At 29.7% G+C, this 13,336-nt stretch carries 10 protein-coding genes; 6 read left to right on the top strand and 4 right to left on the bottom strand.

Going from position 1 to position 13,336, the window contains the following annotated elements; all coding sequences use genetic code 11:
- Positions 1-31: 31 nt before the first annotated feature.
- Together OCV55_RS10015 and ftsW are read right to left on the bottom strand one after the other, a co-directional pair.
- Positions 32-1,162 carry an alanyl-tRNA editing protein gene (locus tag OCV55_RS10015; protein ID WP_147580527.1) on the bottom strand — a complete coding sequence of 377 codons (1,131 nt, stop codon included), beginning with the start codon at positions 1,160-1,162 and terminating at the stop codon, positions 32-34.
- Positions 1,163-1,196: 34 nt separating this feature from the next.
- The gene (gene ftsW / locus OCV55_RS10010) at positions 1,197-2,270 is read right to left on the bottom strand and encodes a putative lipid II flippase FtsW (protein ID WP_147580526.1); all 1,074 of its coding nucleotides are present in this window, start codon (positions 2,268-2,270) and stop codon (positions 1,197-1,199) included.
- Positions 2,271-2,359: 89 nt separating this feature from the next.
- On the opposite strand from ftsW, the gene OCV55_RS10005 reads away from it, so the two are divergent.
- Both OCV55_RS10005 and OCV55_RS10000 read left to right on the top strand, forming a co-directional pair.
- Positions 2,360-3,214: a response regulator gene (locus tag OCV55_RS10005; RefSeq protein ID WP_032089526.1), complete on the top strand. Its 855-nt coding sequence runs from the start codon at positions 2,360-2,362 to the stop codon at positions 3,212-3,214.
- A gap of 61 nt (positions 3,215-3,275) precedes the next feature.
- The gene (locus OCV55_RS10000; RefSeq protein ID WP_317233029.1) at positions 3,276-4,226 is read left to right on the top strand and encodes a PD-(D/E)XK nuclease family transposase; all 951 of its coding nucleotides are present in this window, start codon (positions 3,276-3,278) and stop codon (positions 4,224-4,226) included.
- A gap of 36 nt (positions 4,227-4,262) precedes the next feature.
- Here OCV55_RS10000 and pckA read toward each other — a convergent pair whose 3' ends face one another.
- Positions 4,263-5,840 (bottom strand): phosphoenolpyruvate carboxykinase (ATP), encoded by a 1,578-nt coding sequence (pckA, locus tag OCV55_RS09995; RefSeq protein ID WP_119362801.1) that lies wholly within the window; start codon positions 5,838-5,840, stop codon positions 4,263-4,265.
- A 484-nt stretch (positions 5,841-6,324) separates the two neighbouring features.
- Between pckA and OCV55_RS09990 the strand changes: the two genes are divergently transcribed.
- From OCV55_RS09990 to OCV55_RS09980, 3 genes are all read left to right on the top strand, one after another.
- Positions 6,325-7,491 (top strand): PucR family transcriptional regulator, encoded by a 1,167-nt coding sequence (locus tag OCV55_RS09990; RefSeq protein WP_147580524.1) that lies wholly within the window; start codon positions 6,325-6,327, stop codon positions 7,489-7,491.
- A 127-nt stretch (positions 7,492-7,618) separates the two neighbouring features.
- The gene (gene glgB / locus OCV55_RS09985) at positions 7,619-9,547 is read left to right on the top strand and encodes a 1,4-alpha-glucan branching protein GlgB (RefSeq protein ID WP_147580523.1); all 1,929 of its coding nucleotides are present in this window, start codon (positions 7,619-7,621) and stop codon (positions 9,545-9,547) included.
- Between the two features lie 150 nt (positions 9,548-9,697).
- Positions 9,698-12,094 (top strand): glycogen/starch/alpha-glucan phosphorylase, encoded by a 2,397-nt coding sequence (locus tag OCV55_RS09980; protein ID WP_147580522.1) that lies wholly within the window; start codon positions 9,698-9,700, stop codon positions 12,092-12,094.
- A gap of 18 nt (positions 12,095-12,112) precedes the next feature.
- On the opposite strand, the gene OCV55_RS09975 is transcribed toward OCV55_RS09980, so the two are convergent.
- Positions 12,113-12,421, bottom strand: a complete 309-nt coding sequence (locus tag OCV55_RS09975) for a hypothetical protein (protein ID WP_032089532.1) — start codon at positions 12,419-12,421, stop codon at positions 12,113-12,115.
- A gap of 79 nt (positions 12,422-12,500) precedes the next feature.
- Between OCV55_RS09975 and OCV55_RS09970 the strand changes: the two genes are divergently transcribed.
- The gene (locus OCV55_RS09970) at positions 12,501-13,208 is read left to right on the top strand and encodes a gamma-glutamyl-gamma-aminobutyrate hydrolase family protein (protein ID WP_147580521.1); all 708 of its coding nucleotides are present in this window, start codon (positions 12,501-12,503) and stop codon (positions 13,206-13,208) included.
- Positions 13,209-13,336: the final 128 nt, after the last annotated feature.

The raw sequence follows: 13,336 nt of genomic DNA, 5'->3' as shown, positions 1-13,336 counted from the left end.
AGAAAGCGGTTACAACAAAAAAAGAATAACCTTAGTTATTCTCTAAAATATCTTGTATTGTTTTTTGATTTCCTTTGATTTGTCCTTGAACCATATTTGCTTTACCGCCGCCTTTGATTTCAAAGTGACCTTTTAACTTATTTAAAAGCTCTCTAGAGTCATTGTTACTTGCAATTATAAAACGATAATTTTCATCTTTTCCTACAAAAATAGCTACATAATTAGAACACAATGGAAATAATTGATTTAAATAATATTGTTGTAAAGAACGATCTAGATCATTAGTAAAAATTAAATAATGATCTTGCTGAGATAATGATTGTACTTGTTGATCAATTATTTGTTTTTTTAAGCTTGAAAGTTCTTGTTTTAATTGATTGTTTTCGTTTAAAAGTTGATCAATACCTTTTACAAGGTCATCAGGTGGTAATGAAAGCTTTTGAGAAATATTTATTGCTTGTAGGTGCTTAGCTTGATAATCTACAAAAGCACGATGGCCACATACAAAATAGAGACGAATTCCATTTTTATGTTTCATGGCTTTTAATATTTTAATCATGCCAATTTCACTTGTTGAACGTACATGAGGAGCACAACAAGCGCAACAATCTACACCTTCGATTTCTACCAAACGAATTGCTTCATTGATTTCTTTTTTGCTTCGATAATCATAAAGATCAGCATCCTCTGGATAGAAACAATGAATGACTTTGTTATTTAAAATCACTTCATTGGCCTTAGCTTCTAATATCTGTAACTGTTGTTCATTTAAAAATCCGTTATAATCCGTTGTAATTTCATGGTCACTTAAATGAAAACCACTATTATCAAAACCAAACATACTTTTTACAAGTCCTGATAAAACATGTTCACCACTATGATTTTGCATATTATTATAACGATAATTGAAATCAATCTTTCCTTTAACACTTCCCGAAAGAGGAGCATTGGTATAATGATGAATTTCTTGATTGATGATTTGTACACCAATGACTTCAACATCATTTAAAGTACCATGATCACAAGTTTGACCACCTTCTTCAGGAAAAAATAAAGTTTGATCTAATACAATATCATAATCATTTTCTCTTTTTGTACATGTTATGACTTGAGCTTCAAAAATTGTCAGATAAGCATCTTTGTCATAAAGTTTAATTGTCATATTATCACATCCATTCTTTCAAATCATACCATATTTAAATAGATTTGATAATATTATACATAATACCGATTTCAATCAAAGTAACAAGTAAAGAAGTCCCTCCATAAGACATTAAAGGTAAAGTTACACCTGTAACAGGAAATAATCCAACAACGACCCCTAAGTTAATGATAGTTTGTATTCCAATCATGGAAGTCATACCGATCATTAAAAAACTTCCAAAGAGATCGTCTACTTTTTTTGCATAATTGAAACAAGTAATAAATAAGTAAGCATATAAAAGAATTAATAAAATCCCTCCTATAAAACCAAATTCTTCTAAATAAATAGCAAAAATAAAGTCTGTTTGTGGTTCTGGTAAATAAAAATGTTTTTGAATGCTTTGATCAAAACCACTTCCTAAAATTCCTCCAGGACCAATAGCATAGAGTGATTGAATCATTTGAAATCCTGATCCTAATGGATCTTGAAAAGGATCTAAAAAAGCAAAAATTCTTTTCATTCGATAAGGGGCAGAAATAATCATTAAAATAATCATTAAAATTCCAGATAGTCCTAAAAAAATAATATATCGAAACGGGAAAGGGGTAATAATAATCATTAAAAGAATACTGCAACACATGACAAAGCCACTTCCAAAATCAGGTTGTAACATAATAAGAAAAAAGCCGATTCCCATAACAATAAGTGGTTTTAAACAATAACGTAGTTTTTTCATTTGGTGATAATGATGGCTGATATAGTCACTGACATAAATAATAAGCGCTATTTTATAGATTTCAGAAGGCTGTAAGGCAAAAACTCCTAGATTAAACCAACTTCTTGAACCACCTCTGACAATACCTACTCCAGGAATGAGTACTAGAACTAAAAGAATTGTAGCAAGAATAATAATTTTAAGACTATGTTTTTGATAGAGGTGATAATCTATTTTAGAAAAGAAAAAAAGTAAAAGAAGACCGACTATTACAAAAATAGCTTGTCTTTTAAAATAATAGAAGCTGTCATTTTCTTTATATTGCGCCCATATATGTGAAGAACTATAGACCATTAATAAACCGATAGATAGAATAATAAATACAATAAGAAGTATTTTTCTTTTTTTCATAGTTACCACCGTTTTATTATATGTAAACTAATTTAAATTATTTTATAAAAAGTATATTTTTGATATATAATAAAGACGAGAGGAATGTGATGTTTATGAAATTATTCTTAGTAGAAGATGCTACGATTTATATGATTTTATTACAAAAATTATTAGAAAATGACTTTCAAATCACATTATCCAAAAATATAGCTGACGCTAAAAAAATAATTGAAGATGAAGATTATCAATTTGATGTTATGTTGATTGATTTAATTACGCCAGGGACAATGGATTTGATTAGACAAATAAAAAAGAATAAAAGATTGTCACAAGTTCCTATCGTTGCTTTAACAGCAAGTGATAATCCTAAAGATTTAATACAAGCTTTTGATTATGGTATCTATGATTGTATTCAAAAGCCTATTTATGAAGAAGTAGTTTTACAAAGAGTAAAAAATGCAGCAAGTAATTATTTAAGATTGAAAGAATTAAAGAAATTACGAGAATCTTTAATGAATAATCAACAAATTGATGATTTAACAAAGATATATAAATTTGATACTGCTAAATGGCTTATTGATGAAAAATTAGATGAAAATAAAACAGGTCAAAAAATTTTGTTTGTATTTAAGCTAAAGGGTTTAGAAGAAGTGTACAAACAAGAAGGAAGTCATCGAGGAGATAAATTAGTAAAAGAAATGAGTGATTTCATTTCCATGAATTTTAAAAATATAGATATATTAGGGCGTGTTGATCAAGATGAATTTGTATGTTTTGTTAATCATATGATGTCTAAGGAACTTGCTTATGTAAGAAAAGAAGAACTTCTAAGAATGTTTTCACAAAAGAAATTATCTGATATTTCTGAAAATATGGATTTACAAATAGGATATTGTAGAACTTGTGAAACTGTAAATTATGAAAAAATGTATCAAGCAGCTAAAAAGATGTTAACGAAATAAGAAAATTATTTCGTTTTTTTAATTTTTTAAACAGAAAAAATGATTTTTGTTGTCCATATAAATAATAGAGGGAAGAACAATAGAAACAAAAATCAAACCAAAAAGAATTACGGATTTTAAAAATGACCTTGTCTTTAAATTCATGTTGAGTGATCTCAATGATTCTCGCTGTTATTATTTACTTAAAGTCATTATTGAAGGAATTACGGGTATTAAATGTCAGGAACTCTTTGTCTTAAATAGTGAAGTCAATCCTGAACATCTAAGTAATAAAGATATGGTCTTAGATGTCAGAGTGAAAACAGATGAAGGAAAATTAATCGACATTGAAATGCAAAACAGTGCTCTTACTAAAGAAGTTCATTATCGCTTTCAAATCTATGGAGCTAGAATGATGGATCATCAAGTCAATCGAGGAGATATCTTATACAGTGAAAATGTCCATGAAGTTTACACCATTCTCTTTGTAAATGATATTGACAGAGACAACCTTCTCTTGATTGATACTTATATGCCACGTAATCAACTAAACCATGTCAGAAAGCATAATCTGCTGACTCATCACAATATCTATCTTCCATTTATTGATGCTGTTGTAAGAGAAAAAGGGCTTAAGAATCTAAGCAAGATAGAATTAGCTATTTATACTTTATATCATGGGATAACAGATGATATAATAGCTTTAAACAGTGAGGTGGTTACCATGATGAAAGAAAAGATGGATCAGTTCAATGAAGATGAAGAACTAGTATTAGCAGCAAGTAAAAGACAGCTTGTCAAGATACAACATCATCAAGAGAAAGTAAGAATACGACAAGAAGGAAAAGAAGAAGGTCTAAAAGAAGGAGAACTTCTTAAAGCCAAAGAAAATACATTGATGCTTTTTAAAAGTAAATATCCTCAAGAAGATATTTTAATGTTAGAAAATTTAACATTGTCACAATATAACGAGATTTTTAAAGCATTAATAGAAAACAAAAATTTACAAATAATTAAAGAAATGATTAAATGATACAAAAACGGATATCTCATGAGATATCCGTTATTTTTATTTATGAATACCAGGTCCAGCTTTAACAACAGTACTAGGTAAATCGTATTTTTTAAAGTTTTCTTGGAACATTTTTGTAAGCTTTTTAGCTGTTTTATCATATTCGCGTTTGTTTGACCAAGTATTTTTAGGGTTCAACATTTCTGCTGGAACACCTGGACAACTTCTTGGGATTTTTAGATTAAAGAATGGTTCTTTGACATATTCCACAAAATCTAAGTCACCATTTAAAGCAGCATTGATCATTGCACGTGTATATTTTAATGGAATACGATGCCCTTTACCATAAGAGCCACCAGTCCATCCAGTGTTGATCAAGAAAACATTAGCTCCTGATTTTTCTACACGACGTCCAAATTGGTGAGCATATAAAGCTGTATCTAATGGGAAAAATGGTTCTCCAAAACATGTTGAAAATGTTGCTTCTGGTTCAGTAACACCATTTTCAGTTCCAGCAAGTTTGCTTGTATAACCTGAAACAAAGTGATAGATAGCAGCGTTACGGTCAAGTTTAGAAATAGGTGGTAAAACTCCAAAAGCATCTGCTGCTAAAAAGAAAATAGTACGTGGAATAGGTCCAACTCCTGATGAAACAGTATTTGGAATATAATCAATTGGATAACCAACACGTGTATTTTCTGTAATAGAACCATCATCAAAATTAATAATACGTGTATCTTCAAATAATTTAACATTTTCTGTTACAGCACCAAAACGGATGGCATTCCAAATTTCAGGTTCATGTTCTTTTGAAAGGTTGATACATTTAGCGTAGCATCCACCTTCAAAGTTGAAGATTGTATTTCTAGACCAACCATGTTCATCATCACCAATTAATCGTCTGTTTGGATCGGCTGAAAGTGTTGTTTTTCCAGTTCCTGATAATCCAAAGAATAAAGCTGTATCACCATCGATTCCCATATTGGCAGAACAATGCATTGTAAAAATCTTCTTTTGTGGAAGTAAATAGTTCATAACACAGAAGACAGATTTTTTGATTTCTCCAGAATACCCTGTGCCCGCAATTAAAATAATTTGTTTTTCAAAATTGATCATAATAGCGGCTTCACTATTTAATCCTAATTTTTTATAATCTACTTTACATCCAGGCGCAACTAAAATCAAAAAGTCTTCTTTAAAATCTTTTAATTGTTCCTTTTTAGGTCGAATAAGTAAGTTTCTAATAAATAAATTTTGACTTGCTTTTTCATTGATAACTCTAAAACCATATTGATATTTACGATTAGCTCCTGCAAAGCCATCAAAAATATATAAATCTTTATCATTTAAATATTGAATCATTTGATCATAAACTTGGTCAAAAACTTCTGATGAAACAGGACGATTAACATTTCCCCAAGCAATTAAATCATGAACAGCAGGTGTATCAACAATATATTTATCATCTGGGGAACGACCAGTTCTTTCTCCAGTTTCTATACATAAAGCACCAGCGCGTGAAAGTCTTCCTTCTTTATGAAGTAAAGCTTTTTCTACAAGCGCACCAGGCGGATTGTTTCTAAAAATGTTTCCCGTATGATTAAAACCATATTTTTCGATATTCAATGTATCCATAATATACCTCCTTTGGATTCCCTACATATAATGATACAAAAAAAATGTTACAAAATCCATAGAAAGCGCTTACTTTTTTTTAATAAATGACGCTAATGTCAAAATGAGTTTGTTGAAAATGTACAGTTTATAAGGTTTTTAGAGTATTTTTTAATAAAAAAACACATTAGAAACATAACTAATGTGTTTTTAGGATAATAATCATAAACAAATAAAAAAGATCATTTAGGGGAATGATCTTCTTTATTTATATATAGGGAATCGAGTAATAAAAAATTAATATATTGGGAAACTATTACTGAAAATCGTAAAATATATGAGAGATATAAATATTATGGGATATCTCTTTTATTTACATTTCATTTTTTATTACACATTTATTATAGCGAAATATGACGAATTGAGTAGAGACAAGTATCCTAAAATGAATCGTAAGTATTTGTGCAATGTGCACAAATAGTGTAAAATAGAAGGTGGTGATGATATGGGATTTACAATAGATGATGCTTTAAGAGAATTTAAAAAGAATTATAAAATGACATTACTTGCAGGTGAGGATGGATGTTCTAATGCCATGACCTGGGTACAAATGGTCGAAGATAAAACGATTTTACAACAACTTTGGGGTAAAGAACTAGTTGTAACAACAGGTCTAGGATTTCAAAGCCAAAAGAAATTAAAAGAATTCATTGAACAACTTGTTAAATATCATAGTGTGGGACTTGTTATCAATACGGGAAAATATGTTTTTGATATCAATCAAGAAATTATTGATTATTGTAATGAATTAAGTTTTCCTTTGTTAGTGGTTCCTTGGGAAGTGCATATTGCAGATATGATCAAAGACTTTTCATATCATTGTTTACGTGCAGAAAGAGATGATAAGTATATTAATCAAACTGTTATGGACACACTGATTAATCCAGCAATTATTGAAGAGTCTAGAAATAAATTAGCAGGTGATTTTGATGTGGAAAATGATTTTCAAGTAATGGCTATTTCTGTAGAAACCGATGAAGAATTAGGTATGATGGAAAGAAGAAGTATTAAGTTTCAGCTAGAATTATGTTTTGAAAAAGTTGAAGGAAATTATAGTTTTTTCTGGTTTGATGGTTATTATATTATGATTTTTAATAACTTAGAAGATAGTGCTCTTGTAGAAGTTATTAATGAAATGTATAAAAGAGCTAAAAAACGTTTGCATTATACATTACATTTAGGAATTGGCTCAAAGATGGTGGATTTTAGAAATATGATTTTAAGTTATAAAAGGGCTATTGCGGCTTGTAAGATGGCTAAACAATTTAATTATCCACAAATTTATTTTGATGATATGGGTGTTTATCAATTATTGTTTATTATTGAAGATCAAGGTATTTTAAGACAAATGTATCGTAGTATGTTAGGTGTTTTGATAGATTATGATCAAAAACATAATATGCAATTAGAAGAAACACTTTATCAGTATTTAAAATTCGATAGTAATCAAAAAGCTATGGCTGAAAGCTTATATATGCATCGTAATACTATCAATTATCGACTTAATAAGATAAAAGAACTGACAGAATGTCAATTGGATTCATTTGAAGAAAAAATGCCGTATATGTTAGCTTTTTATATTAAAGAAATTGTAGAAAAAAAGAAGAAATAGCGGAAAGCTGTTAGCTTCTTTTTTTATTTGATAAAAAGTTTAGCAAACAAAAATGAAAGCGCTAACTTTTTAGTGAATGTTGGTCATTTATATGTTATAATAAATGACATAAAGGGGAGATAAATATATGTTTGATAATTTTTTAATTCACACTTTCCATGATGGAAATTGTTTACAAGCTTATAAAATATTTGGTGCACATTTTGAAACTCATGAAGGTAAAAAAGGTGTACGTTTTACAACATATGCGCCGAATGCTAGAAGTGCACAAGTTGTAGGAGAATTTAACCAATGGGGTGAAACACCTTGTTATATGGAAAAATATAATAATGGTGGTATTTATACAATATTTGTTGAAGGTGTCAAAGAATTTGACATGTACAAGTTTAGGTTTGAAACTCCTCAAGGAGATATTATTGATAAAGCAGATCCATATGCTTATTTTAGTGAGTTAAGACCAGGAACTGCTTCAAAGGTTTATAACATGGAAGGTTATCGTTGGCATGATAGCAAATGGGTAAAAAATAGAACTAAAAATTATGATCGCCCACTTAATATATATGAAGCTTCTCTTGGTTCATGGAAAATGAAGCGAGAAAGTGAAGGTGAAGGGGACGATGGTGAATATTATTCTTATGAAGAATTAATAGATGAAATTATTCCCTATGTAAAAAAGATGGGCTATACACATTTAGAAGTTATGCCGCTTACTGAATTCCCGTTTGATGGTTCTTGGGGATATCAAGCAACTGGTTTTTATAGTGCAACATCGAGATATGGTCAACCTAAACAATTAATGAAATTTATTGATGCCTGCCACCAAGAAGGCATTGGTGTTATTATGGACTTTGTGCCAGCACATTTCGTTAAAGATTCACATGGATTACATATGTATGATGGTGGATTTGTTTATGACTATAATGATTATAATCGTCGTTATAGTCCATGGGATAGTGTTTATTTTGATTTAGGTAAAAATGAAGTGAGAAGTTTCTTATTAAGTTCTGTAGAATTTTTTGCTACATATTATCATATTGATGGTTTTAGATTTGATGCTGTAAGTAATCTTATTTATTATGAAGGTAATAAAAACTTAGGTGAAAATATTGGTGCTATGGAATGGATGAAACGTTTAAATGGACATATGTCTGGGTACCATCCAACTGTGATGATGATTGCAGAAGATTCAACAGATTATCCAGGTGTTACTAAACCAGTGGGTGAACATGGTTTAGGATTTGATTATAAATGGGATTTAGGTTGGATGAATGATACATTGAAATACTTCCAAGAAGATCCTGTTTATCGTCAATATGATAGTCGCTTTATTACTTTTTCAATGGCTTATTTCTATTCTGAAAGATTCTTACTTGAATTTTCACATGATGAAGTTGTTCATGGAAAAGCTACGATTATTAATAAGATGTGGGGATTACATGGAGATAAATTGGCACAAGTAAAAGCGCTGTATGTTTATATGATGTTACATCCTGGTAAGAAATTGAACTTTATGGGAAATGAACTTGCTGAATATAAAGAATGGGATGAATCTAAATCTTTAGGATGGGATATTTTAAAATATCCTGATCATGATGCATTCCATCATTTCGCTCAAAAACTCAATGAAATTTATTTGAAATATCCAGCTTTATATGAAATGGATTATGATTTAAAAGGCTTTGAATGGCTTGTTGTTGATGATCATGATCAATGTGTTTTCGCAATTGAAAGAAAAGATAAAGCAGGAAATGCGATTATCGCAGTGATGAATTTTGTTGGTAATACGCATGAAAAATACAAAGTACCAGTTAATATTGAAGGAAGTTATAAAGAAATTTTAAATACAGATCAAGCTGTATATTCTGGAAAGAATATCATTAATCCAAGAGCAATTCGCTCTAAGAAAACAAAACCAAATAAAAAAACAAAATTGTTAAATAAAGATCATTATATTGAAGTAAAACTTGCACCATTTAGTGCATGTATCTTTGAAGTGAAACCTAAAAAGGAAACCTCAACAAAAACACGTAAAAAAGTAGTTAAGAAAACAAAATAGGTTGTTCAAAAATAGAGCATCGGATGTTTAGATACTCTATTTTTTTGAAAAAGTTGCGATTTCATCGCTATAAAAAATTTTTAAAAACGTGACAATTATATCAAAATAAAGTATGATGAACACGTAAATGTATTATGAGGAGACGGGAAAATGTTTAAAAATAAAGAAGAATTTAAATTCGAGTTTTCAAGAAGAATTATTGAGTCTTATGGGCGTACTGTAGAAGAAGCCCATATTACTGAAAAATTCATGGTTCTTGAAACAATGGTAAGAGATTATGCCTCAGTTAACTGGGCAGCAAGTAAAGCAGTTGTTCAAAATAATGAACAAAAACAAATGCATTACTTCTCAATGGAATTTTTAATGGGAAGACTATTAGTAAATAACATGATGAATCTTGGAATCTATGAAATCGCTAAAGAAGGTTTAGAAGATTATGGAATCAATATTCATGATTTAGAAGAATTAGAAAGTGATGCTGGTTTAGGTAATGGGGGACTTGGACGTTTAGCTGCATGCTTTATGGATTCACTTGCTTCATTAGATTATCCAGGACATGGGAATACAATTCGTTATGAATATGGTTTATTTAAACAAAAAATTGAAAATGGTTATCAAGTAGAATTACCTGATCAATGGATGAAAACTGGATTTATGTGGGAAGTTCGTAAACCAAAACATAGAGTACCAGTTAAGTTCTTTGGTAAAGTGATTTGGGATGAAAATGAAGGAAAATGGAAACATGTTGATGCTGAAACAATTTATGCAGTACCTTATGATGTCCCTGTAATTGGAAATGATACAGTAAATACAAATACTTTGCGTTTATGGTCAGCTGAACCTAGTGAAGATTTCCCAAGTAACCATGATTTCCAAAGATATATTGAAGATGTAAGAAGCATCTGTCAAAACTTATATCCAGATGATTCAACACCAGCAGGGAAAATGTTACGCTTAAAACAAGAATATTTCTTCTGTTCTGCAGGTATCCAAGCAATCATCAAAGCGCACTTAAGAAATTATCCATCATTAGATAATTTCCATGAAAAACATGTTATTCAATTAAATGATACACATCCAGTATTATGTATTCCTGAATTCATGCGTTTATTAATTGATGAACATAATTATGAATGGCAAGATGCCTGGGATATTTGTACACAAACATTTGCTTATACAAACCATACGATCTTAGCTGAAGCTTTAGAAACTTGGCCAATTAATACAATGCAAACATTATTACCACGTGTATATCAAATCATTGAAGAAATTCACCGTCGTTTTGTAGGTTTTGCTAAAGAAGTAAGTAATCATGATCAAAATTTAGTTGATCGTACAATGATTTTAAGAGATGGTACTGTTTATATGGCAAGACTTGCAATTGCTGGAAGCTTTAGTGTCAATGGGGTAGCAAGACTTCATACAGATATCTTAAAAGAAAGAGAATTACATGATTTCAATGTACTTTATCCAAATAAATTTAATAATAAAACAAATGGGGTTACTCATCGTCGTTGGTTAGCTTATTGTAATCCACAATTAAGTGAATTAATTAATGAAACAATTGGTAAAGGATGGATCAAAAAACCAGCTCAATTAGAAAATTTAATGGAACATGTTGATGATCCAATTTTACAAAATCGTTTCTTAGCTGTTAAAAAAGAAAGAAAACAAATCTTAGCTGATTATATTAAAGAACATAATGGTATTGAAGTAGATGTAGATAGTATCTTTGATGTTCAAGTTAAGAGATTACATGCATATAAAAGACAATTATTAAATATTTTACATGTTATTTATTTATATCAAGAAATGAAATCTAATCCAGATTTCCGTATTTATCCACATACTTTCATCTTTGGAGCAAAAGCAGCAAGTGCTTATTACTTCGCTAAAAAAGTTATTAAATTAATTAATGCAGTTGGAGATGTAGTTAATAATGATCCTGAAACAAATAAATACTTAAAAGTTGTTTTCTTAGAAAACTATGGTGTTACTTTGGCAGAAAAAATTATGCCTGCTGCAGATGTTTCAGAACAAATCTCTACTGCTGGTAAAGAAGCAAGTGGTACTGGTAATATGAAATTCATGATGAATGGAGCTATTACTTTAGGTACTTTAGATGGAGCTAATGTAGAAATTTCTGAATTAGTAGGATTAGATAATTGTGAAATCTTTGGTTTAAAAGATGAAGAAGTTAAAAACTTAAAAGCAAATAATCAATATCGTGCATGGGATTATTATAATAATGATTTAAAAATCCGTCGTGCTATTGATTCATTGACTAATGGTACTTTCTCAAGTAATCCAGAAGAATTTAAAATTATTCATGATGAATTAATGAATAAAAATGATGAATACTTCTTATTAGCTGATTTCGAATCATATGCTAATGCACAAAGCCATGTTGCAGAACTATATCAAGATCGTGCTAAATGGGCTAGAATTTGCTTAGTAAATATTGCTAAGAGTGGATTCTTCTCATCTGATCGTACAATTGAACAATATGTAGAAGATATTTGGCATTTAGAAAAATGTAAATTTTAATTATAAAAGCTCAAGGTCTTAGGACTTTGAGCTTTTCTTTAATATATATTTACTTTTGATAAAACGATAAGGTTCCATAAAATCACGCATTTCTTTAGCGTCAACTTCTTCATGATTAACAAATCTTTGAAAAAAAGATTTGTTTTTTTCTGTTACAGCTTTAATTTCATCGATTGCTTCTTCTAAATGATGTTCTTTAAAGAAGTTGATGTAATACTCTTCGGTTTTACTTGCCATATCTTCATTATTTAATAAGACCCAATTTTCTTGATGAACAACATCAATCAAATTGATCAATGTTCTAGCAGCTTGTTCTTGATCAATCATTTTTTTCACCTCGTTTTTTATTATAGCATAAAACATAAGTTATGCTATAATGTTAAAAAAGATGAAAAAGAGGTATTTAATGAATAAACCAGTAATTGCGATTCTTCCTTTATATGATGAAGAAAGAGATAGTTTATGGATGCTTCCAGGGTATATGGATGGGGTTATTGAAGCAGGTGGTATTCCTGTTATGCTTTCTTTAGTTAATGATGATGTTTCTTTAAAAGAAACGGCTCATTATTTTGATGGATTTATTTTTGCAGGAGGGGAAGATTTAAATCCAGCAATTTATCATCAAGAAAAAGCAGAATATTGTGGAAAGCTAAATCAAAAAAGAGATGAAATGGAACCAAAGCTATTAAAATCTGTTTTAGAAGCCAATAAGCCTGTTTTAGGAATATGTAGAGGTATTCAGTTATTAAATGCATGTTTAGGTGGAACACTCTATCAAGATTTAGATCAACAATTTCATCCTACATGTATTCATCGACAACCTGCTCCTTATGATCATCCAAGTCACCAAGTAAAAATTGTTGAAAATACACCTTTAAAAGACATCTTAAATCAAGAAACTTTAATGGTGAATAGTTGTCATCATCAAGCTATTTGTCAACTTGCTCCAGCATTAAAGCCAATGGCTTATTCTGATGATGGATTAGTAGAAGCTGTTTATCTACCAGATAAAAAGTATGTGATAGGATATCAATGGCATCCAGAAATGATTTATAAAAAAAGTGATGATCATTTAAAACTATTTAAAGATTTTGTGGATAATTGCAAAAAATAATTATAAAAACAGTAAATGTGTATTGACTTTATGATGATATATTAGTATAATGAACAAGCTTTAAGTTAATAAAAAGCAAGGGATGGTTCCTTGGCCAAGTTGGTAAGGCAACAGACTGCAACTCTGTC

Source organism: [Clostridium] ammoniilyticum (assembly GCF_025566905.1).
Taxonomy (GTDB): domain Bacteria; phylum Bacillota_I; class Bacilli_A; order Erysipelotrichales; family Coprobacillaceae; genus Faecalibacillus; species Faecalibacillus intestinalis.
Note: the sequence above shows the minus strand (reverse complement) of the source record. Positions and strands in the feature narration are given on the sequence as shown.

What these genes read in the sequence shown, in the direction of transcription:
- OCV55_RS10015 (WP_147580527.1), bottom strand. Translation starts at nt 1,162, where the DNA reads ATGACAATTAAACTTTATGACAAAGATGCTTATCTGACAATTTTTGAA.
- ftsW (WP_147580526.1), bottom strand. Translation starts at nt 2,270, where the DNA reads ATGAAAAAAAGAAAAATACTTCTTATTGTATTTATTATTCTATCTATC.
- OCV55_RS10005 (WP_032089526.1), top strand. Translation starts at nt 2,360, where the DNA reads ATGTTTATGAAATTATTCTTAGTAGAAGATGCTACGATTTATATGATT.
- pckA (WP_119362801.1), bottom strand. Translation starts at nt 5,840, where the DNA reads ATGGATACATTGAATATCGAAAAATATGGTTTTAATCATACGGGAAAC.
- OCV55_RS09990 (WP_147580524.1), top strand. Translation starts at nt 6,325, where the DNA reads ATGGGATTTACAATAGATGATGCTTTAAGAGAATTTAAAAAGAATTAT.
- glgB (WP_147580523.1), top strand. Translation starts at nt 7,619, where the DNA reads ATGTTTGATAATTTTTTAATTCACACTTTCCATGATGGAAATTGTTTA.
- OCV55_RS09980 (WP_147580522.1), top strand. Translation starts at nt 9,698, where the DNA reads ATGTTTAAAAATAAAGAAGAATTTAAATTCGAGTTTTCAAGAAGAATT.
- OCV55_RS09975 (WP_032089532.1), bottom strand. Translation starts at nt 12,421, where the DNA reads ATGATTGATCAAGAACAAGCTGCTAGAACATTGATCAATTTGATTGAT.
- OCV55_RS09970 (WP_147580521.1), top strand. Translation starts at nt 12,501, where the DNA reads ATGAATAAACCAGTAATTGCGATTCTTCCTTTATATGATGAAGAAAGA.